Genomic DNA, 22,977 nt, shown 5'->3' on the forward strand with positions numbered 1-22,977 from the left:
TCAGTGAACCGCGGATGTATTAGCCACGGCCTCCGATACCGATTGTTCAAAAATTGTCAGCACCTCGCCAGCTTCCTTCTCTGTAATATTCAGCGGTGGCAGGAAACGCACAACTGCCGAATGACGTCCGCCAAGCTCCACAATGAGCCCATTGCGGAAGCACTGCTGCTGAATGACAGAGGCCAGCTCCCCATCCTGCAAATAATGTCCAAGGCGATCCTTACCGCCTCGCGGATTAACAATCTCCACGCCGATCATCAGCCCCCGACCGCGAACATCACCAATCTCTGCAAAACGTGCCTTCAGCGCTTGCAGCCTTGTCATAAACTGCTCGCTACGCAGCTTTACATTATGCAGCACGTTATGCTCGCGAATGTATCGTAACGTAGCCAGCCCCGCTGCCATGCCCAGTTGATTGCCACGGAATGTGCCCGTATGCGCTCCCGGCTTCCACTGGTCCAGCTCTTCCTTATAGATCACAACAGACATCGGCAGGCTTCCTCCTACCGCTTTGGAGCAAATAATAACATCTGGCACAATGCCTGCATGCTCAAACGAAAACATACGACCTGTTCGGCCAATACCCGTCTGCACCTCATCAATAATGAGTGGAATGTTACGTTCTGCCGTTATCCGGCGCAGCTCTCTTAGCCATTCCAGATCTGCCGGAATCGCCCCACCCTCGCCCTGTACCGTCTCTACGATCACACCGCATGGAGCTGCAATCCCGCTCTCACAATCAAGCAGCAGGTTCTCAATGTACTGTGCGCTTAACCGGGCAGTCATACCTTCACCTACACCAAAGGGACAGCGATACTCATACGGAAATGGCAGGAAATGCACATCTGGCAGCAGGCTTTGCAGCTGTTCTTTTTTGCTCAGATTACCGCTCATGGACATCGTTGCCTGTGTTGAACCATGATATCCCCCGTGAAATGCCAGAATGGACTTTCCACCTGTCGCATGCTTTACCAGCTTGATGGCTGCTTCTACAGCATCTGCCCCGGTAGGACCACAAAACTGGATTTTGGACGTATCCCGCATCTCTTCGGGCAGCATGGCCAGCAGCTCCTGCATAAACGAAAGTTTAAGCGGTGTAGCCAGATCCAGCGTATGTAGCGGAATCTGCTGATCCAGCACTTCCCGAATGGCGCTCACGACCGTTTCATGATTGTGCCCGAGCGCCAACGTTCCCGCACCAGCCAGACAATCATAGAATCTACGACCTTCCGTATCTGTTAGCCTGATGCCTTGCGCCTTGCTGATGACGAGCGGGAAATGCCGGGAATAAGCTCTTGCATTGGATTCCTTCTCACACTGCAGCTTCAGGTATTCCGTCTGTACCTCTACTGACATAACTGTTAAACGCCCCTTATCATCAATTCAGGCATAGAGCATGCCCGTGAAATTGCTTTTCACTGGTGCTTTACTGCACGTTACAGGTTCTTTACTGAACTATTAGTTATTAAAAATGCTCCAGATACGAGCCGTCAGCCCAGCTTCCAGCTCGTAGGACATCTCAACGTTAATCACCACGAACTGTCAGCCATTAACTTTGACATACATATTCCAGATATTGACGTACAACATCCCTTGTCGTCCCGCCATGCGGATAAACGTGGTGTGTCAGATCCGGCAAAGCGTTCACCTCCAGAATCCCGCCTTGCGCGGACGTCACAGGAACTCGAATGTCCTTACAGCGCACGTCTATACCGGCAACATCAATCTGGAGCGCCCTTGCGGCCTGAACCATCATGCGGGCGTTATCTGGATGGATATGCTCCGTACAATCACGATAATATTCGCTGATCCTCCCGGCAGCAGAGTTTCGCAGATCATACAGTTCGATTTCCTTCCCCCCAGGAGGCACGTCACTAAGGCTCGTACCTTGCTTGCGCAGGGCATTCAGCAAGCGTTCATTCTCCAACTCATTGTGCAGCTCAATCTCGGGAAAGGCTTCATATTCCCCGATCTCCGTCTCCATGATTCGGCTGCGGTTCAGCAGCTCAATAAGTTCCCTTACCGTTGAACTGCCATTGCCAATAACGTATACAGGCCGGTATTGGTTGACAGCAGCAACCTGCTCATTGATAATCAGCACCCGGTAATCCGTTCCAACTACATATTGCTGTAGCAGTATGTCGCTTCCGAACCCCGTTGCAAGTTGAATGGCCTGATTCAGCTCGGCATCAGTGCGCACATCCAGTGTAACTCCCTTACTGCTGCTGGCATCCAGCGGTTTGACCACAATGGAGCCATGCTGTAACAGAAAAGCTTGAGCTTCTTGTCCCATTGCTGTCACAACGATATATGGGGGGACTGGCATTCCTTGCTCCTGAAGCAGCAGATTACACGCCTGCTTGTTTTTGGCAAGCAGTCCGGCGATCAGCGGCAGACGATGTGTTCTGGTTTTGTTAATGATCCTCTGCTGATGTTCCAGTGACAGCTTCAGGAAATCCTCACATCCATCCACAAGCGGCTCGCAGTCAATGCCCATTTCTCTTGCTTTATGCAAAATCAGCCGATTCTGCAAGTTTTCCATGCCTTTCGGAAAAACGGAGTAACTTGTGCCCATAAAGTTCATATCCGACCTTCCTATCGGTTGAATTTATTGATAATGATTATCAGTATCATACAAAATCTATTTTATGGCAATTCTCGACATATTGTCAATATAAAACTTTAAAGGTAAAAATAGTTTCTTTTTTCCGAGGGAGGGGATTCATGCTGAATGGTTTATAAAAATCGAAGAAGGCATAATAAAACAGGCAAGTTATAACATAAATGCTCTTGTGCTCGCCTGTTTCGTTATCCCCGTAACAATGAAGTATTGCAATGGCATGGAGGAGAATATGTGGGTTAAGTTAAACAGTTAATGCTGAATACACCTGCTGCTCATCAAGCGAGCTGTGTATACCGTTGCTGCTCTGCATTCAGCTTCCTGCCTTTACCGTGCGGAATACAGGTCGGCGTGCCGAATAATGGATCAACAGCTATGTCACACTCCATCTGAAAAACGTTGCGCACAAGCTCACGTGTAATGATGTCCTCCGGTTTCCCTTCCGCATAGATCGACTTGTTGTGCACCGCCACAATATGGTGTGCGTAGCGGCAGGCCAGATTCAGATCGTGCAGCACCATAACGATGGTGCGCCCCTCCTTCTCGTTTAGCTCAAATAACAGATCCAGAATATCAATCTGATGGGTCATGTCCAGATATGTCGTGGGCTCGTCCAGCAAAAGAGTTTCAGTTCCTTGGGCAAGCGTCATGGCAATCCATGCACGCTGACGCTGACCGCCTGACAGAGCATCTACCGGCCGATCAGCGAGTGCTGTAAGATGGGTAGATTCCAGAGCCAGCTCCACCATGCGCTCATCCTCACGCGACCATTGCTTCAGCCATGTCTGGTGTGGATATCGCCCTTGGCGAACCAGTTGGCTCACCGTAAGCCCTTCTGGCGCCGTCGGCCCCTGCGGCAAAATAGACATACGTCTTGAAATCTCTTTAGTCGGCAGCTTGGCAATTTCTTCACCATCAAGCAGTACGGTACCCGCACTGGCTTTCAGCAATCTTGCCATCGTACGCAGCAGGGTGGACTTGCCACAGCCATTGCTGCCGATCAGCACCGTAATTTCCCCCTTGGGGATGGTCAAGTTCAAATTCTCAATAATGGGATCTGCTCCATAGGAGATTGTAAGCTCCTTGGCCTTCAGAATACTCACGGCCATCTCCTCCTTAATATTGATTTCGGTTTTTGAACAGCAGATACAGGAAAAAAGGTGCACCAATACCTGCGGTAAATACCCCCGCCGGTACATCAAGCGGCAAGAAAGCGGTTCGGGCAATCAGATCAGCTGCACATACAAGTAAAGCCCCGACAAAACCAGACACGAGCAGCAGGCTGCCAAACATGCGTCCGACCAGCTTCCTTGCGATATGCGGAGCAATCAGACCGACAAACCCGATTGTGCCGGCTACCGACACGGCGATTCCTGCGAGCAGCACGCTGCATAACAGCAGCGCAGAGCGGTGCCATTGCACTTTGACTCCCAGCCCTGTAGCAAGATCATCCCCGAATTCCTGTGCGTTCAAGCTCCGGGCTAACCAGATGGCCACAGGCACAACGATGACAATAACAGGCAGTATGGTCTGAATATCCGTCCAGGTTGCGCCATAGATGCTGCCTGTCAGCCAGATATAGGCCTGACTGGCTGTATAGAACGGACTTAGAATAAGCATAAAGGTTGTACCTGCTCCCGTAATGGCAGATACGCCAATGCCGATCAGCACAAGCCGGATCGGTGTTACTCCCTTTTTCCAGGCCAGCACATAAATGATGAATGCCGTGACCAGTGCACCGATAACCGCGAATAGCGGCAGCAGCTTGATGCTCACCGCTCCGCCCAGCAAAGAGACGAATCCTACTGCAGCTACGGCAGCCCCGCCCGTTATTCCGATCACATCGGGTGAAGCGAGCGGATTTCGAATAATGCCCTGCAGCAGTGCACCCGACATGCCAAGTGCTGCGCCTACAAGCAGCGATAACAATACACGCGGCAAACGCAGCGTCAGTACAACGAAATCATGCTCGCCTGCGTTCAGCCCCAGAATCGTTCGCAGTACATCCCATGGGGCAATAAAATCACTGCCTAAACTTGTTCCGACAACGCCCGCGATCAGAAACAAAAGGACACACACGAAGATAACCAGCATGGATTTACGTTCCACCTGCATGGACACGGTATCTTTTTTGTTACGAAACGTCAGCATTCTCCTCATATCTTCGTCACCCCCTTACGGGCAATGTATACGAAGAACGGTCCGCCAATCAGAGCCGTCATCACACCGAGCGGCACCTCCTGCGGAACAATAACCAACCTTGCTACCACATCGGCAGACATGAGCAAAATCGCTCCACCCACGAAGCAATACGGTACAAGCCAGCGATAATCATTGCCCACGAGTGCACGCATCATATGGGGCACAACCAGACCAACCAGACCAATGGAGCCGGCTACTGCAACAGAGCCACCTGCAAGCAGTACAATGACAATGCCCATCACAACTTTAACCAGCAAAACATTCTGTCCCATGCCTTTGGCAATGTCATCCCCGGTCAAAAGCAGATTGATCGCCCGTCCCATGAAAAGAGACACCAGCGCAGCCGCAGCCATGTACGGCAGCACCGGATACAACATGTCCAGTGTTCGCCCGCTTACGGAACCGGCAAGCCAAAACAATACATCCTGCAGTCCTGTGCCGTCCAGCACCAGAATCGCTTGTGTAAAGGAGGCAAACAAGGCCGAGATAGCCGTTCCCGCCAGCACAATTTTGATCGGTGTCAGACCATCGCGCCCAAGGGAGCCAAGACCATATACAATAGCGGCGGAAATGGCCGCTCCTGCGAATCCAAACCACATCATCGTGGTCAGGGATGATACCGAAAGCACAACAACAGCAATGACAATAAAGAAAATAGCACCTGAGTTGATGCCGAACACACTCGGGGATGCCAGCGGATTACGTGTCAGCGCCTGCATCAGTCCACCTGCAGCAGCAAGACTTGCACCCACAACAGCAGCAATGACAGTACGCGGCAAACGTTCGGTCATAAGCACCACTTGTTCTACGGAAGCTTCATCGTAAGCATGCCAGACCTCCCAGAGCATATGAAGCTTAATATGGGTGCGACCCAGCATCATACTGGCGAACGCTGCCAGAAGCATGAGCAGAAACAAGGCAATCAACCCATATGTTTTGGCACTCGCTTTGGTAAAAAGGGGAAACATACACTCACTCTCTCATCTGTAAAATGAAAAAGGACCCGCCTGCCCATCCACTTCGCTTGCGAATGTTCTGGTGCATGGCAGGTCCTGCTGCTATTATTACTTATTCAGGTTGAACAGCTTGTATAAATCATCCAGCATCATATTGGCTGACGTATATCCGCCCGCCATATTCCAGGCAACCTCATCCACCTGGTAGAGCTGATTGTTTTTCACTGCATCAAGGTTTTTCCATAACGGACTGCTCGTCCAATCTTTATAGTTTTTCTCAATCGCAGCCGTATCTGTACCCGAGTTGAAATTAAAGATCATATCCGCATTCATATCGGGAATGTTCTCTTTGGAAGCGAGCTGCACACCCCAGGTATCCTGATCATGCCCTGCTGGTCTTGTGAAGCCAAGCTCCTTCAGAATTTTCCCCGCATATCCCATGTAAAAAATTCGAACCTGGTCCGCTCTGAAGTTGGTAATCGTCGCTTCGATCGGGAGACGGTTGCCCATCTTCTCTTTGAAGTCAGCTACACGTGTTTCCCAGTCTGCCAGCAGCTTGTCAGCCTCTTCTGTTTTGTTCAGAGACTCGCCAACCAGCTTCAGCGTTTCTTTCCAATCAAACAGCGTTTCTGTCACTATGGTAGGCGCAATCTGAGAGAGCTGATCATAAATCTCTTCATCTCTGACCTTTGTTGCAATAATCAGGTCCGGCTTCAGCTTATTGATCTCCTCCAGATTGGGCTGGGATTCCTGACCAACTTGAGGTACACCATCTAGATCTTTACGCAGATATTCATAGACCGGCTGTTGAACCCATGATTCAACGACACCCACCGGTTTCACGCCGAGAGCAACAACCACATCGTTCGCACCCTGAAACAGTGTTACGATCCGTTGCGGAGTTCCTTTAATTTGGGTCTCGCCCATCGCATGTTTGATCACCCGTGTCTCATCTGCTGCCTTGCCGGAGGTATCCTTTTCTGTGCTGCCTTCGGTGCTGCTGTTACCACTTGTTGCAGAGCTTGCTGTATTGGTGCTGCCTGATCCTCCGGAAGCACAGCCAGCCAGCAGCGAAATCATAAGAATGAGGGCTGCATAAATATATAATTTTCTCTTGAATTGAAGCATGGATCGGCTCTCCCCTTTTTATCTAAATGATATTGAATCTCATTATCATTTGTATTGTAATGGAGAATTTTCATTTAGACAAGCTTTAATTTGGTAAAACATTCATGATGTTATTCTATATTCCATATTTCAGGAACCGCCTGGATTAAAGGTGCTTTGAATCAATCTATATCATCTAAGTCCAGACTATTCATTTTTCGTAAGCTATTCATAGTCACTTATGATTATGCATCCTAACCCTCCCTTGCATGCGTAATAAGGAGCTATGCCTAGCACTCAATATGATTATTTTTTCTAAATAATTCCTGTATTTCACCCTGCTTATATGTTAGATTATCCCTTGGTATAAAATCACATTTATAGAGACAGGGGACAGCTATTATGAAAAAGAATTGGGCTCTATCACTTCTGATGAGCATCGTCTTGTTAGGCGGCGTATTTGTTCCAGCGGGGCATTACGCTTCGGCAGCGAACAATACAACTGTGACTTCGGATGAGGGAAACTCGGAAGAGACGATCAACCAGGAAGAACAGGAACTGACAGCAGATGAACAGGATTTTCTGGATTATATGGATGCACTGGACGCGGCTGGTGTTTATGAACAAAAAGCTTTGAACGCCACCGGCGGAAATACATATATTACATCCTCGAATCGTAAATCTATCTTTTTGACATTAAACAATACCGCTATTCCGAATTACACAAAATATGTTTCCATGCTAAAGCAAATCAAGCCGGAAAATGCGGAGCTTAAAAAAATCCATGACAAATTGATTAGAGGCAGCTACACACAGCTGGAGGCCTATCAATTGTTCAAACAGGCGGTTTCCAAAACAAAAGTGAACAACACGCTTCTCAAGCAGGGAAATGACAAGGTTTCCGCAGGTAAGAAAGCGATTGAGCAGTATCTTAAAGATGTTCAGGCATACGCAGAAAAGCTGGGATATGAGTTTTAATGATATCCGTTGCTTTACCAACAATTTGATAATCAAGGAAAAGGTAAGGGGACTGTTTGCAGCCTCCTTACCTTTTTTTTGCAGATCTCCGCTAGCTTCCTCCCTGCTGTGCAATAAATGATGTATTCCTTCAGATTCACCAACGGATATTAGGCCATTACGAAGCATTCGTATTATTTTTTTATTAAACACGCATAATAATCCAATATTTGGTTAAATATATAGAGTGGATATTACACTTTTTACACATACTTATTCATCTTATTGGTGAGGAGGATTGCAAATGAAGTCTTTCAAATATCGTCTAGAGCAAAAAGAACCCCGTACCGGTCCCGGCGGCATTACCCGTGGTGCTTCGGTTCATGACTTTCCTGCCTCCATTGGCATTGCGGGTGTATCCATGCGCCTTGCGCCAGGCGGCATGCGAGAACTGCACTGGCATGCAAATGCGGCCGAGTGGGCCTATGTGATTAGCGGCTCCTGTCGCACAACGGTTATTCACCCGGACGGTCATTCGTATACGGATACCTTTGAACCCGGAGATGTATGGTATTTCCCGCGCGGTTATGGTCATTCGATTCAGGGACTGGGGCCAGATGAATGCCACTTTATTCTTATTTTTGACAATGGGGATTTCTCGGAGGATCACACGTTCAGCATTACTGATTTTCTGACCCAGACACCAGACGCTGTTGTTGCTCAGAACCTCGGTATTACGTTAGAGCAGGCCGCCAAGCTCAATCAGGGTGAAGCCTATTTTGCCAAAGGCCCGGTGCCGGATGACAGCTCCTCTTCAGCGACTTATCGTCGTAACTCCGAGCTGACCACCCCTCACCGTTACCCGCTGCACGCCAAACAGCCACGCCGCGCACCAGGCGGCGGTACCCAACGTACGGTAACGGTGGAAGACTTCCCGATCTCCACAACGATGGCCGGATCACTAATTGAGCTGCAGCCAGGCGCACTGCGGGAGCTGCACTGGCATCCCAACGCGGATGAGTGGCAGTACTACATTAGCGGCAGTGCCGAAATGACGGTATTCCTCGCAGAAGGTCAGGCTGTCACCGAGCAGTTCGAAGCCGGGGATATCGGTTATGCTCCGATGGGAGCAGGTCACTATATCAAAAATACGGGCAAGGATGTCTGCCGTGTACTCATCGGCTTCAACAACGGGCATTATGAGGCGATTGATCTCAGTGAGTGGATCGCAGGAAATCCGGTGGACGTACTTTCTACGAATTTGGGCATAACTCGCGAGGAAGCTGAACAGCTTCCCGATGATACACTGTTTATTGCACCGGATAAGCACAAGACAAAATGATGCCGGCAATAAGTAAACGCAGCAATACCTCTTCTGCGACAATCGCTCCATGATGAGAACAAGGTAAGGCGAAGGAACGGTTGATTCCCGATCATACGGGGGTCAACCGTTCTTTTCAATTTAATTCCACCAGATCACACTCGGTTTCATGTATACTTGAAAGGATAAGCCATGGCTCTGATTATCTTCAGATTGATCAAACGTATGCTTATTTACAGGAGTTGCAATGTGAGTTACTTGTAAAAATATGACCAGGGGAGGTGAAAATACACATGAAAAAATTACATATAATCTCCATCATGACCAGTTTCATTTTGCTCGGAGGGGCGCTTCTCTTTCCTGCTCCTCATGCCCATGCTGCCAAGGAAGAAATCTCTACATATTCAAATCAGGATGATATTTCGGACGAGAATCAGGCTGGTGAAGATTTAACAGAGGAGTCAGAGTCTGAGGCAGCAGATGAGTTTATTCAGGAACGAGCGGAATTAAAAGAATATCTTGATCAGATTTTTACTATCGAGCCATATGAGTCTAAAGCCTTTGATTCCTTGAGAAGTATGGATTCTGAAGCAACATCAGCGAATCGAAAATCGCTGTTTCTTAAATTTACGAATACGGTGATTCCGAATTATACCAAATTCGTCTCCAAAGCAAAATTAATCAAGTCTAACAACCCAGAAATCAAAAAAATTCATGCCTCCTTTATCAAGGGAACTTATATGCAGCTTGAAGGTTATATTCTCTACCAACAAGCCGTTTCCAAAAACAAAGTAAATTACACCATACTTCAAAAGGGTAATGCTAAAATTCAAGCCGCTGGTATTATAACAAACCAAGTTACTGAGTCACTGTACGCTTATGCTGTTAAAATTGGGTACGAGTAATCGCAATATGCATTCATTGCAAAAAAGCAACTATCCTTAACTAATCATTAGGGAATGGTTGCTTTTTCTTGTTATTCTTTTGAATGAATCACAAGCCAAGCTTCTGGCCTTTTTCCAGCCGCTGAATCTGCTGTTCCCCGGATTCCGCCAGCTCACGGAACTGACCAATCGTCTCCCGCATTCTTGGCAGAGCTTCCTGCTTGTAGACAGAGATCGAGTCGAGTGCGGACAGCACATCCGTAAACGCCTGCTTCATCGTGTCCACCGAGATGCTGGCCTCGTAGGCCTGCTTCTGGATTGCGGTGCCTTGATCCTTGAGCATCTTGGAAGTACCGGCAATGAGATCATTGGTGGTACGATTCAGCAGTTCAATTTTCTGTAATACGATCTTCTGATTGTACAGCGCACTGGCAACGGTGACGGCGATCTTGAGGGCCGAGATGGTCACATTTTTCGCACGATCCACCCCGCGGATCAGCTCCTTGTTGTTACGGATGACCACTTCAATCGCCATGATGCCCTGTTGGTTCACGACCAGCATCTGTTGCAGATCCATGACTCGCTGACGGAGCGGGAATAATACTTCCTCGGTGATAAAACGTACCTTCTCGGGGTCTTCGCCGCGAACCTTGGCTGCTTCAATCTGGCTATCAATGGATTCATCCATCAGCATGCCCAGTTGAATCTCCTTCTGCAGCCGCTTGGTCAGCTCGCGCAGGTTCTGCTGCTCGATCTCCAGTGTGGTGTTGTCGTTGCGCAGCGTGGCGCGGCCCTTGTCGAGTGAAACGACAATATCGGCAATGACGGCGTCGGCTTTCTGATACTTCAGGAAATACGCGCGCAGCGGGTTGAACAGCTTGCCCAGAAAGCCGGTTTTGGCAAAATCGACGACACTCGGGTCGAGATCCTTCAGTTGCATGTGCAGCTCGGTCAAGCCTTTGGCGACCTGACCGCCCTCGTCTCCGGTCTTGGACAGATGTCCAACGGAGACTTGAAGCAGCGCGTTTTTCTCCGAGGAGGATCGCATCGTGTTCATGCCAAAGCCGTCAATGGATTGCAAAATTTCTTTACGCTTCTCCAGGGATTCCAGGTCCAGATTCATAATCATCTCTACATTGGAACTCGCTACCTGCTGCAGCTCCGCTACCTCGGCGGGCACGGGTTTGATCTCTTCCTCAATGACTTTCTGAATTTCTTTCTGGCTCGGGATCTCCATCGTAAATGACATCCGCTATTCCCCCTTTTCGTTATCATTAACATCCATCCATGTGTGATTACATCTGTACGTTGAACAGGTTTCCGATTTTGTAGACAACATCGTCGGTGTCCGCGTTAATGCTGGCTGCCTCGTTAATGCTGGAGATGCTCTCCAGCGCTTTGATGTCGGCATTATATCCGATCGTATAGATCGGCACTTGATATGTCTGCACCAGATCCCGGATATCCTTCAATGTATGGCCCTCGTTCGTCTCGCCATCACTCAGGACAAAAATCAGTGGTTTTACGTTAGGATTAGCGGCCTTATAGTCCTCCAGCATCTTCATCGCCACAACGATGCCATCAAAAGTAGCTGTACCTCCGCCCGCCTGCAAGCTGTCCACCGTTCCCACAAACATGGATTGCTGATTCGTATCATACTTCGCAATCGGTAGGTTCACCGTCACTCCGCTGGAGTAGGACACAAGCCCGATACTGTTGTCGGCACCAAGATATTTCTGGCCTTTGCGGAGCGATTCCTTGAGTCGATTCAACGGCTCGCCGTCCATGCTTCCAGATACATCGGTGACAAATACAGCTGCAATCGGCTTGCTTCCGTTTTTCTTCTCTTTCCAGACCTTCTGTGCGGACAAGAGTGTGCCACCATCCACAGAGGCCAGCTCGGATTTGTAATCCTGCAGACCGTTAAAGCCGAACTCCTCCGCCTTCTTCTGATACTGGGCTTGTGTCACAAAGTCCGCAAACTTCTGGATGATCTCCTGTTTGTTCTGTGGCAGTTGACCCAGCGCATACAGCGGGCTGTCATGTCTTACGCCAAAAGGTGTGAACACATATCCGCTCTTGAGATCAGCTGTATTCACATACGTCTGGTATTCCAGCACAAAGGCGTCCAGTCTGCCTGACTTGGCTGCTTCGCGCATCTGAATAGTCGTGGATGCAGTGAAAGGCACGTTGGCCTGGAATTTCTCAAAGCCCTGAATTGCCTTCTCGCCAAGCGGATTAGCGCTATCATACGTGTTCAATGCGGTTACAAGGAAGTTAAGCCCCGTAGAGCTGGCAAAAGGATCGGTATACCCCATCGCAAGCTCGTTGTTGGCAATAGCTTCGGTCACAGTTTTGACATTAACGGCACCGTACGTGTTGACGAGCGCATCATATTTGGCTTTGGAGATCACGATCCCCGGCACATTGCCAACAAGCCGTTTGGAGATGAGCTTGGCTTTCACTCCGCTCGCTTCCACCATCGCACCCCACAGCTCATTAGATGGCGTGAAGGCATCAGGTACATATTTGCCGGACTTGATATAATCTGTCGCTGTACCCGAAGCGATGTTGCGAATTTTGACCGACACGGCTTTGCCGCCAATCGTGATGTTTGCTTGGTTAAATGCATTCCCTACCTCGGTCAACCAGCCATCGACTCCGCTGCCTGATTTCTCGGTAGATGAGAAGATCTCAACATAATCATTCGTGGTATTCTCCACGGTAATCTGGAATTTCGAAATGTCCGGCAACGATTCTGCCACATCCACCGGGTCCAGATCAATCTGTCCCTTGACGGGCTCAGCCGTGGCCGGTGCGATGTCCGCGTATAATTTGCCAAGCTCCTTACCTGCATTTTCAGTCGTGACCTGTGTGGACGTTTTACCAAAGTTGGATGTTAGCGTGATCCCGGCATAGACCAGACCAAACACCAGCACCAGCATGATGATGGATATGAAAAAAAACTTCCCCTTCTTCGCCATACGTTCATCCCCTCACTGTCTATATAATTTGGTGTGCTTGATTAACTGATCAATCTCCTGCATACAAGGCATCTCTTCGATATCTCCAGCTTCAAAGCTGTCCAGACGTGAAATCTCCAGCAGCAGCTGGTCCAGCTTGAGCAAAATTTCTTCATTGGTGTGCAGTGAAGTTTTGACGTAAGTCAGATAATCGTTATACACTTTCGTTTTTTCCTGAAACAGCTTCTGCGGCAGATTCACCGATTTGGATTTCATCATGCTGGCATAATCGGCTTCATCAAATACATTCAGGCGGTTCAAGATGCTGCGAATGTTCAGATACAGCAGCTTCTCCACCTCCTCGGTGACGGAGGCAAATTTCTTGAAGCTCAGCTCGCCGGGATCAAACCGTTGATGGAGCACATTCATCAGGGTCTCTTTTTTCTTTTTCATCCGGCTCAGCTGAGACAGACCCAGTGTAATATCCTCTTCAAGCACTTTGATGCGTCTGTAAAAAGATAGCGCCTCGACGTAATCTTCATGGGTCTCGATCTGTCTCACGGGTAAAACAACTGGCTGCTTGAACAGCAACGTGTAGCTGCCATAGAACAGCGCCAACACGCTGCCAAACAGCAAGGTTACGGAAAGGGCTGTCTGGAACGCACTCTCGCCAAATCCCAATCCGACAAAACCTGGAGAGAAGGCCAGCACGTTCGCTGCCACAATGCCGAGGATGAGTCCAAAAAATTGTATGTACCTGGTCATGGTCAATCATCCGACCTCCTTTCATGTTAGATATTAGCATTTCATCTTATATATCCCTTGTTCCTCATCTTCTCATTGTACATGATGTGAGCGCTCTCAGGTGGATAGGATTGGAAATTAAGCTACAAATCTTGATTCTTGCAAGCAGGGTAGAATGTGGAAGATGGAAGCATGTTGTATGTCATGCAGGATGGAATCGTTATCAACAAAAGGTGGATATGTATACCCTAATATACGTGCCTTGGGCTTATCCCATTATCTTTTTCAGGGACAACGCAGAACAGGCCTTGCAAATTGCGGGTTAGAATGATTGCAGAACCCTTGTGAACTTAACGGCACGGCAGAAGTGCCGAGTACATACGATTATTCGGTAATACGTGGAAGGCCGAAATTCGTGTCATTTTTTATATAAGACTTATCGCTGTAGCTCAGGGCAAGTCCAAGTGCAAGAAGAATTTGAGCCAGACTTCGAGTCACATATCGTTGTACATAGTGGGATGTCTAATGATGCAACACACAGGGTATGTATTCCCCCAATACCCCATGCGAAAGAGACGAAAAGGCGCACTACCTCCCCTTTCGTCTTTTGCAGCCTGGATAGATCTCGCGCATTTCGCCTTTGTGCGCGTTGATGGATAGATATTTTAATATGACGCTATCGGGTACATTTCAGCTCATCTCAACATGTAACGATCCTGAGAAACGTTATTTCAACATTTGAGGTGTGATTTCGTTGATTTTTTCCCCTTTCGGCCCAAATAGCGTCGCTGGGGATCGTCAGATTTCTCAACGGGCCTGATACGCCCAAATAAGGTCTGTACGGATCGTAAGAGCTTCAAGTGTCGCTCAAGCCACCTAACAGGACTACGCCCAGAAATTATTCCATCGTGATCACGTTCAAACCCTTCGGTCTGCTCCGCATTGTGCGCACCTCTGTTACTTTCCCGGCGCAGCCGTTGTCACCGATTGCCCTGAATGTTACCGTCACATGTTCCTTGCCTCGGGTAACCTCCTCCGGGATATCATAAGCCGCATAGAATGCCTCACCGATCTTGTTCATATGAATGCGCTGCTCACCCACAACGACATCTTCCACCAAAATGCTGAAAACCCTCTCGTACCGCACCCCTTCACGCTCAAAATGCAGATAATCCCCGCCCCAATAGGCTGCGCACAAGACATTCACAGCGACCGGGTCTACAGCCAGACGATAACTGAACGCCGCGTTCTTCACACCGTATGCCTCACGCCACATATACAGCTTGTTGCGACCGTTTGTGCTTGAGCCGTTATAATGCTCTCCAAGGCAGTTGCTCGCAAGCTGATGCCCGATCTCATCCTGCTGTCCATCCGGCTGCACGCTGTCGATGGTCATGTCGTTCAATGCTTTTTCCACCGCGTCGCCTTCATCATTCAGCGGCCAATACACGGTGTAGAACTCATGATGCACATCATAGAACGGGATCAGCCTCACCGCTTCACCGGTGGATGTTACTTCCTCGCTCACCTCAAACATAAGCTTGCCCGCATCGACAACCCTGATCCATCTACGCACATCCTCTTCCTCGGTGCGAATTACGGGAACACTGGCCGTCTTCGGATTCAATGCGGTTTCGTCGATAATCGTATCCTCGGGAAGCCCTTCACTGCCAAGCGCACCAGCAAGCACAATCGGGCCATACAGGAACGCTACCTTGTGAGCATCATCCCTGGCTGTATATTGACGCAGCGCCATGGGTAGCGTGATCGTGATGACATCTCCCGCGGTCCAGATGCGGTCGATGGACAGATAGCCGGGTTCGAGCCGGGTGTATGGCTCACCCGCATCACCGTTAACGGTTGCCGTCATCGGCTCCTGAAGCCAGGACGGTACGCGTAATCTGAGATGAGCCGAGGCGCTGCCTTCGGTGATCGTCAGGGTTACTTTTTCCGAATAAGGGAAGTCGGTTTGCAGCTTTAAGGTCAACCCCTGTGATGCCCAGTCCAGCTCCGACGCCATGTACAGGTTCACATACAGGTCTCGCTCATGCTCATAATAGATGGCCTCCGCATATTTGCCTGGGTTCTCCATACCTGACCCTGTGCAGCACCACCAAGCGGTATCACGTGTGCCGTAAATTTTGTAGTGGCCCTGGAGGGTGGAGGCAAAGTACGTTTTGTTTCCCGTATCCGGGTCCTGCGTGCCGAGAATGTGGTTATAGATCGCGTTCTCATAATAGTCCATGTAGGCACTGTCCGGGCTCCACGCAAATAGCTGCTTCGTCAGATGCATCATGTTGTGGGTACAGCAGCTCTCCCCGGTTTTGATGCCAAGGCTCTCCATGCCCTTCGCTTCGTAATGCTCCGATATACTCGTTGCACCAAATACATAAGAACGATGCTTCACCGTCGTATCCCAGAAAAATTGAGCCGCTGTCCGATACTTCGTCTGTACAGGGTCCTGATTGTAAATTTCAGCCGCACCGATGACTTTCGGAATCTGGGTGTTGGCATGCCGACCCTGCAGCTCATCCCGCTCCTTCTCCAGCGGCTCCAGTATGAGTTGATGCGTAAACTGATGAGCAGCCTTCAAATAGGCTGGGGTTCCTGTTATCCCGTACAGCTGGGCAAACACTTCGTTCATCCCGCCATGCTCACATAGCAGCATCGTCTGAATCTGCTCCTCGGTCATGGTGTTCAGCCCCTCCACTGCCCAATCCGCAAAACGTGTAACGACCTCCAGCGCCAGCCTGTTGCCTGTCATTTGGTAAGCATCAATCAGACCACGATAGATCTTGTGCACGCTATACCAGGGAACCCAGTATTCACCGATGTTGAAGCCTCCGATATGCTCCGCGCGAAACGCAATGTGAAAAGCCTCCTCGGACAAACCGCCGATATATCCGCTCCCTGTAGCTTCTTGGATGGAAGCCAGCTCATTCACAGCGTAATCAAGCGTTTGCTTCAATGTGACATTGCCCGTAGCCACGTAAGTCACTGCAAGCGCAGACATGTAGTGTCCCAGAGAATGACCGCTAATCGAGCGCGCCTCCCAGCCTGCATAACGTTCCTTACGCGGTGTTAACCCTTGTGCTTCATAACATGGAGCCAAGAAACGGTCGATGTCGAGCGATAACAAATAACGCTCCCCGGTATGCTGTGACGTTTGAAACGGACCCTCGAGCAAATGAACATGTGCGGGGCCCAGAAACCCTTTTTTCGTATTAATCATGCGGCTCGCTCCTTTGAGATATGCATTATTTTTATCAAATGATCAGATCAGTCCATCTGCACACAAAGGGTAAAAATCCGTGATTCTTATCAGGTCATCTTTATCCTGAGCATCGAGACTCTAGCCTTGAATGTCCTCATATTATCAAATAAACTACAATTACATCAGACTCAGAATCCAAGAAAAGGTGGATAAATCCGTCCTATGTCAAAAGCAGTGGAGCACTACCTGTGCGGGAAATTCATATCGGAGGGCAACTGGAGCCATATGCGGCGCAGCATGCCAGTTCACGAAATTATTTTAATGCTGGAAGGTGAGATGTACATTGCGGAGGATGAGGAAAAATACGTTGTACGTGCTCATGATCTGCTGTTTCTGAAGGCGGGCCGTACGCATTATGGATACCGGGTTAGCGATGCTCCTGTCAGCTTTTATTGGATGCATTACGGCGCAGCACCGGGCGTTTTTAGCGCTTTTCCACCCCATTCGAGCATTCAGGTTCCTTCAATGGCCAACCAGCTCTTCAAGCAGCTGCTGCATGTCTGCTCCTTCTCGTCGGAAGAGGCTGATGCCGCCGCTTTGTTGCTTCTCAGGGAGCTGGAGCGTAATCTGCAAACCGACTATCGCCCACACAATGCTATCGTGGATCATATCTGTAAATGGGTAGATATTCATCTGCACACGAATATGACGGTTAGTGAGATTGCCGAGCATTTTAATTTCAACAAGGATTACATCTCCAAGATGGTGAAGCGTGAAAAAGGGATCGGTCTCAAAGCCTACATTCTCACCGAGCGTATGCGCCGGGCCAAATGGCTGCTGCTGAATACAAATGCCAGCGTAAAGGAGATTGCTGCCCAATGCGGCTTTAATGACTACAAGTTATTTCTGCGAACCTTCAAGCAGCACGAGGGGAATACGCCAACCGAATATCGCAACCATCTGTACAGCACACAGTTGAATCGTTTATAAACAGGAAAGAATAGCTCCAACGAGTACAGCCCTGCGTGTGTCATAGATTTAGGAAGCGTTATAGAAAAGTTAAAACCACTTATAAAAAATTCCAATATGTTCGCTGGACTGCGCTATGCTATAATGCAAAACAAATAACATTTCCTACTTAGCTTATAAGAAAAGGAGAAATTAAATAATGACAACGGCTGCCATGACCATTGTGCCGGCAACTCCGGCTGACCACGACGAAATTGTTGATATTCTGGCTGCCAGTTATGCCGAGTATCAAAACACGTTTGAACCATCAGAACGATGGGAGGCTTATGTGAAGGACATCCGGGAATCCGTAGACAATCCGCACCTGACCGAGTTATGGATCGCCAGGATCGACGAACAGATTGTTGGCACGGTTCAGCTCTTCGAGACCGCACATAAAGCCTATCCCAACTTTGAACTGCCCATTGATTATCCATTTATTCGCCTGCTGGGTGTTGCTCCCGATTGGAGGGGACATGGTATAGCGCGCAAGTTGCTCCAGCGATGTGTAGAATCAACGAAAGAGATGGGGAAAACTGCAGTGTATCTCTATACCGGAGGGCAGATGCTGAACGCGATCCGGCTATATGAACGTTTTGGGTTTGTCGAGGACACCGAATTCAGCTCTGTCAGCAGCGGGGGCAATGCGATCTGTTATCGTTATGACATAGGTGAGTGATGTATCCGTTGGCTCAATTACAACATATAGCTCGCTTTTTGTTTGACAGACAGCCTGCTCAAGTTAAGCTACACAGCCTCAGCAATGAGCGAGATGAGCAAAAAAAAGGACTACTCCCCTATCATCGTTAGATGACATGAAGGGAGTAGTCCTTGGTTTGGTTACGAAACCTTGAATGTTCGTCTAGACATCTAGGTTCGACTTTGTTTATCTTTAGCCAATCTCGATCAGAATCTTCGCATGGCTCTTGTCGCTCATCAGCAGTTCCAGCCCATCCTGTACGACATCATGCAGTTTAATTTTCTTGGTCACAATCTGCTTCACATCGAGTGCTCCTTCAGCGATCAGCGAGATAACTTCAGGGAAGATGTGGCGATAAGCCAGTGTTGCTGTCAGATTCGCCTCTTTCACCAGCATATGGAAGAAGTTTACCTGAAGCGGGTTCGGAATAGCCGCAATCACGACAACTTCCCCACCTTTTTTGATCACTGAAACAGCACTGTCCATCGTCGGCTGCACACCAGCTGCTTCAAATGCAACATCAATACCGCCCGATTGCCGCGAAATAACTTCTGTTGCATCCACTTTGCTGCTGTTTACCGGGATTGCGCCGAGTTTGGCCGCCAGTGTCAAGCGATCTTCAAATACATCGACAGCGTACACTTCGGAAGCCCCGGCGGCTTTGGCTGACAGAATTGTTAGCAAACCAATCGGACCTGCCCCGTATACTGCCACCTTATTGCCCACCTTCAGCTTGCTGTGACGGACCGCATGAAATGCCACTGCCGTCGGTTCAACAAGCGCCCCTTCTTCAAAGGATACGTTATCTGGAATCGGATGCACCATATAGGCTTCAACGACAACATATTCAGCAAAACCACCGTTCCCGTTCAACCCAACAAATCCGAATTGTGTGCACTGATTATATTTCCCCTGGATGCAATATTCACAGGTTCCGCAATGGTATAACGGCTCTACAACTACGCGATCCCCCACATTGATACCGCTTACATTATTACCTATAGCGCTGACTGTACCTGCAAATTCATGACCTAGTGTTAACGGCGCTTTCTGTCCTGAGAGCGGATGATTCTCTCCCTCTTGAATTCCTACACCGTGATGATATGCGTGCAAATCGCTGCCGCAGATTCCGGCATATTCAACTTTGATCTGAACCTGACCCTCCTGAGCAACCGGTACCTCGCGGTCTTCCACACGAACATCCTTGTGACCGTACCATACTGCTGCTTTCATCCTCTTCAACCCCTTTTCTCAGTTGATAATTAAAGAATATCCTGCTCGTCTATATATTATATCGCTGTTCACCTATTATTCATATTTATAGATACTTATGTTAACATTACTTAAACTAATGTTTATCAGGAGGCAGCACATGAATCTGGAACAGCTTGAATATGTCGTTGAAATCGCGAAAACCCAATCCTTCTCTGCAGCGGCAGAGCAGCTTCATGTCACCCAATCTGCGATCAGTCAATCGGTCCATCGTCTGGAAAAAGAGCTGGGTCTTGTGCTGTTTGAACGCTCCAGACAAGGTACACATCCAACACCCGAAGGTAAACAATTTGTCGCTAAGGCGCTCGACATTTTGCAACGAATGGATGAACTGAAATCTCTAAACGCCGCCACCTCTACATTGACGGGCGATCTTCACGTCGCTACTTTTCCAAGTGTGATGCCTTATCTCGTGCAATCGGCTGCCGATATGAAGCGGGATCATCCGCAACTAAGGCTCTCCATAGAAGAAAAGGGTTCCATGGAGATTATCGAGGATATCCGCACGAACAAAACACATCTCGGCTTTATTGCGATATATGCCAAACAGCTGCGTGAATTGGATGGACTGCATTTTACGTCGATGTATTCCAGCAAGCTTGTGGTATGCGCCCATCACCTGTCCGAGCTGGCAAAATACACACGCGTCACCCCCGACCAATTAAAGGAACACAAGCTCGCATTGTACCGGGACGGCTTCATTGAAGATTTTTTGCAGGATTTTATCTATGAATACGGATCTCTGTCCATTCTGTTCAAAACCAATAATTCTGAAGCCATCAGCACGGTATTAAATAACAATATTGCTGCTACGATCGGCCACGACTTTTCTTTTCATCAGCACCCGCTCTGGAAGGAAGGCTTAATGAAGATGATTGAAATCACCGAGATTCAGCAGCCTAAAATGCAGATCGGCTTTGTGCAGACCGAATCACGAGAAGCTGCGGCTGCGGCAGAGCAATTTGCTCGTCATTTCAGGCAGGCCATTGAACTGGGCCATCTGTAATATAGAGAAGGAAACCGGTAGCGAACATCTCAGCAAAAAAAGTACTCTGCCACTAGGGACGGAGCACTTTTTGCCGGTTTGCCAGTTTCTTGTTTCGTTCCAGGTTCAACAGCACAACCTATACCTTTACTTTTTGTACTGCTTCACTCATCTCATGGGTTTGCTGTTCCAGCATTGTAGACGTATCCGCTACCTTACGGAACATCACAGCTTGCTCCTGCATCAAACGATAAATCTCATCTGAATGGTCGGATACTCCGGCCGAAATCTGTGAGATCGTGTTGACAGCAGCAGCAGCCTCCTCTGACCCGGCTGTAATCTCCTCCGCTGCAGCAGAAACCTCCTGAATACGCTTGGTGACCAATTGGAATGCATCCACCACTTGCGAAAATGCCTGCTCCGCCTCGGCTGTATATATCACACCCTGACCAATCTCCTGAGCAGTGACCCCCATTCGAGAGTCGATCTGCAGTGATTCCTGTTCAATACGAAGTAACAGATCAGCGATTCGTTCCATAGATGAACTGGAGGCCTCAGCAAGCTTCCTCACTTCTTCTGCCACCACGGCGAAGCCTTTCCCGTGCTCTCCTGCATGTGCGGCCTCAATGGATGCATTCAGCGCAAGCAGCTTGGTTTGACTCGCAAAATCCCGCACTGTATGCAGCGCACCACCGATTTCAGTAGAATAGTTATTAAGCACCTGCACCATGGCGGTAACTTCCCCAGATACTTCAGAGATGTTTTCCATCTGTTTCTTCATCACTGCCATACGCTGTTGTCCCGATTCTGCTGTAGCCAATGCCGCTGTTGCTGCATCGGACACAACATTGGATGATTCAGAGATATCGTTAATGCCTTTTGCAATCTCCTCCATCGCATGTGCACTATCACTAGCGCTTTGCTTCTGGGTATGCGCGCCCTGCCTGATCTCCTCTACAGCTCGATCTACTGTTTGGCTCATGGCAAGCATCTCTTCGGTGCTTCGATTGAATTCTTTGGTGGATTCCGATAACAATTCAGTCGTTGTAGCGACCCCTCCCACCATATTACTTACAATTTCATTCAAATTACCGGACATATGTATCATCGCTTGATAAGTTGTTCCAATCTCGTCCTTGCTTCGCAAACGATAGGCTGTCAAAATGTGATTGGCCTCGGCAAGCTCGCCCTGTGCCATCTTTTCCACACTTGACTTGAGCGGATGAAGAGGGCGTAATCCTCTGACAATAAACCACATCACCACAGCAATCCCCACAAGTGTTACGAGCATAAGAATGACGTAGAATGGAAGGCTCGATTTCAAAATTTCAGACTCAATGCCTCCGATAACAGAGATGCCTGTATCAATCCCGATCACTCCTGCTACAGCACCATTGCTATCCAGAATGGGGGCATAGGAGGAAATATAGTCACCATACTCAGCATTATTAATAATTGGTGAGCTTGCGGTTTCCCCTTGGATCAGCTTCTGCACAGCATCTGGAGGAATATCCGTCACTTCATTGATTGCTGAAGCTTTATCAGCATCCTTCATGCCGTCCACCATCATAAGGGGCGTGCCTTTATCGTCAATTTTGACGAAATATACATACATCGCACCAATCCGTACACGGAAATCGTCGAGTTCATCCCGAATGCGGAGGTACTGATCATTTTCCTTGGGGTCCTTGGCAAACTGCAAATACGATGCTGTATCCAGCTGCTTCACATAACTTTGGGCAATCTGGATATTGTAACTTGAAATAGCTCCTTGTGCAGCAAGCTTCACATTAGCGACCTGCACCAGCATACTTCCGGCGGCGATAACCGCAATGACCAGTGTGACAATAGCCGCAATACGCACAACCAAACGTTTCCTGAAAAAACCGATCATCCGCTCCCTCTTCCTCCCCGTGACCCAAGCCTTTTCGACTAGCCACTACCCAAAAAACAACTGTTTGAAGCACTAAGTATGGGAAAATAGTATACGAATCTGTCGAATTAGGCAAGAAAATATTGGCTTAACAAAAAAACGCTACCATCG

General features: G+C 48.6%; 18 protein-coding genes. 6 read left to right on the forward strand and 12 right to left on the reverse strand.

Annotated features, from left to right (window positions below):
- From DFQ00_RS20290 to DFQ00_RS20315, 6 genes are all read right to left on the reverse strand, one after another.
- Complete coding sequence (locus DFQ00_RS20290) at positions 1 to 1,356, reverse strand: diaminobutyrate--2-oxoglutarate transaminase (protein WP_110898308.1); 1,356 nt, start codon at positions 1,354 to 1,356, stop codon at positions 1 to 3.
- Positions 1,357 to 1,549: 193 nt separating this feature from the next.
- Positions 1,550 to 2,584 (reverse strand): ATP-grasp domain-containing protein, encoded by a 1,035-nt coding sequence (locus DFQ00_RS20295; RefSeq protein ID WP_244213936.1) that lies wholly within the window; start codon positions 2,582 to 2,584, stop codon positions 1,550 to 1,552.
- Positions 2,585 to 2,898: 314 nt separating this feature from the next.
- Positions 2,899 to 3,723 carry an ABC transporter ATP-binding protein gene (locus tag DFQ00_RS20300; RefSeq protein WP_110898309.1) on the reverse strand — a complete coding sequence of 275 codons (825 nt, stop codon included), beginning with the start codon at positions 3,721 to 3,723 and terminating at the stop codon, positions 2,899 to 2,901.
- A gap of 13 nt (positions 3,724 to 3,736) precedes the next feature.
- Positions 3,737 to 4,780 (reverse strand): FecCD family ABC transporter permease, encoded by a 1,044-nt coding sequence (locus DFQ00_RS20305; protein ID WP_110898310.1) that lies wholly within the window; start codon positions 4,778 to 4,780, stop codon positions 3,737 to 3,739.
- Entirely contained in the window at positions 4,777 to 5,790 is a 1,014-nt protein-coding gene (locus DFQ00_RS20310) for a FecCD family ABC transporter permease (RefSeq protein WP_110898311.1), read from the reverse strand. The genes DFQ00_RS20305 and DFQ00_RS20310 overlap by 4 nt, the downstream gene beginning before the upstream one ends.
- Positions 5,791 to 5,886: 96 nt before the next feature.
- On the reverse strand, positions 5,887 to 6,906 hold the full coding sequence (locus DFQ00_RS20315; protein WP_110898312.1) for an ABC transporter substrate-binding protein: 1,020 nt from the start codon (positions 6,904 to 6,906) through the stop codon (positions 5,887 to 5,889).
- Positions 6,907 to 7,287: 381 nt separating this feature from the next.
- Here DFQ00_RS20315 and DFQ00_RS20320 point away from each other — a divergent pair, with 381 nt between their 5' ends.
- The 3 genes from DFQ00_RS20320 (at position 7,288) to DFQ00_RS20330 (ending at position 10,068) form a co-directional block, all read left to right on the forward strand.
- Positions 7,288 to 7,863, forward strand: coding sequence for a hypothetical protein (locus DFQ00_RS20320; RefSeq protein WP_110898313.1), 576 nt, complete (start codon positions 7,288 to 7,290; stop codon positions 7,861 to 7,863).
- Between the two features lie 283 nt (positions 7,864 to 8,146).
- Positions 8,147 to 9,184 carry a cupin domain-containing protein gene (locus DFQ00_RS20325; protein ID WP_110898314.1) on the forward strand — a complete coding sequence of 346 codons (1,038 nt, stop codon included), beginning with the start codon at positions 8,147 to 8,149 and terminating at the stop codon, positions 9,182 to 9,184.
- Between the two features lie 272 nt (positions 9,185 to 9,456).
- Positions 9,457 to 10,068 carry a hypothetical protein gene (locus tag DFQ00_RS20330; RefSeq protein WP_110898315.1) on the forward strand — a complete coding sequence of 204 codons (612 nt, stop codon included), beginning with the start codon at positions 9,457 to 9,459 and terminating at the stop codon, positions 10,066 to 10,068.
- An 88-nt stretch (positions 10,069 to 10,156) separates the two neighbouring features.
- On the opposite strand, the gene DFQ00_RS20335 is transcribed toward DFQ00_RS20330, so the two are convergent.
- The 4 genes from DFQ00_RS20335 to DFQ00_RS20355 form a co-directional block, all read right to left on the reverse strand.
- Entirely contained in the window at positions 10,157 to 11,296 is a 1,140-nt protein-coding gene (locus DFQ00_RS20335) for a toxic anion resistance protein (RefSeq protein WP_110898316.1), read from the reverse strand.
- A 46-nt stretch (positions 11,297 to 11,342) separates the two neighbouring features.
- Positions 11,343 to 13,031 (reverse strand): VWA domain-containing protein, encoded by a 1,689-nt coding sequence (locus DFQ00_RS20340; RefSeq protein ID WP_110898317.1) that lies wholly within the window; start codon positions 13,029 to 13,031, stop codon positions 11,343 to 11,345.
- Positions 13,032 to 13,043: 12 nt separating this feature from the next.
- Positions 13,044 to 13,775 carry a hypothetical protein gene (locus DFQ00_RS20345; protein WP_110898335.1) on the reverse strand — a complete coding sequence of 244 codons (732 nt, stop codon included), beginning with the start codon at positions 13,773 to 13,775 and terminating at the stop codon, positions 13,044 to 13,046.
- An 877-nt stretch (positions 13,776 to 14,652) separates the two neighbouring features.
- Positions 14,653 to 16,986 (reverse strand): glycoside hydrolase family 127 protein, encoded by a 2,334-nt coding sequence (locus tag DFQ00_RS20355; protein WP_110898319.1) that lies wholly within the window; start codon positions 16,984 to 16,986, stop codon positions 14,653 to 14,655.
- Between the two features lie 204 nt (positions 16,987 to 17,190).
- On the opposite strand from DFQ00_RS20355, the gene DFQ00_RS20360 reads away from it, so the two are divergent.
- Positions 17,191 to 17,958: a helix-turn-helix transcriptional regulator gene (locus DFQ00_RS20360; RefSeq protein WP_110898320.1), complete on the forward strand. Its 768-nt coding sequence runs from the start codon at positions 17,191 to 17,193 to the stop codon at positions 17,956 to 17,958.
- A 178-nt stretch (positions 17,959 to 18,136) separates the two neighbouring features.
- Positions 18,137 to 18,655 (forward strand): GNAT family N-acetyltransferase, encoded by a 519-nt coding sequence (locus DFQ00_RS20365; RefSeq protein ID WP_110898321.1) that lies wholly within the window; start codon positions 18,137 to 18,139, stop codon positions 18,653 to 18,655.
- A 213-nt stretch (positions 18,656 to 18,868) separates the two neighbouring features.
- Here the strand turns inward: DFQ00_RS20365 and DFQ00_RS20370 are convergent, their stop codons facing one another.
- The gene (locus DFQ00_RS20370) at positions 18,869 to 19,909 is read right to left on the reverse strand and encodes a 2,3-butanediol dehydrogenase (protein ID WP_110898322.1); all 1,041 of its coding nucleotides are present in this window, start codon (positions 19,907 to 19,909) and stop codon (positions 18,869 to 18,871) included.
- Between the two features lie 139 nt (positions 19,910 to 20,048).
- Here DFQ00_RS20370 and DFQ00_RS20375 point away from each other — a divergent pair, with 139 nt between their 5' ends.
- On the forward strand, positions 20,049 to 20,954 hold the full coding sequence (locus tag DFQ00_RS20375; protein WP_110898323.1) for a LysR family transcriptional regulator: 906 nt from the start codon (positions 20,049 to 20,051) through the stop codon (positions 20,952 to 20,954).
- A gap of 118 nt (positions 20,955 to 21,072) precedes the next feature.
- On the opposite strand, the gene DFQ00_RS20380 is transcribed toward DFQ00_RS20375, so the two are convergent.
- Complete coding sequence (locus DFQ00_RS20380; RefSeq protein WP_110898324.1) at positions 21,073 to 22,827, reverse strand: methyl-accepting chemotaxis protein; 1,755 nt, start codon at positions 22,825 to 22,827, stop codon at positions 21,073 to 21,075.
- Positions 22,828 to 22,977: the final 150 nt, after the last annotated feature.

It is taken from the genome of Paenibacillus barcinonensis (assembly GCF_003217495.1).
GTDB lineage: Bacteria > Bacillota > Bacilli > Paenibacillales > Paenibacillaceae > Paenibacillus > Paenibacillus barcinonensis.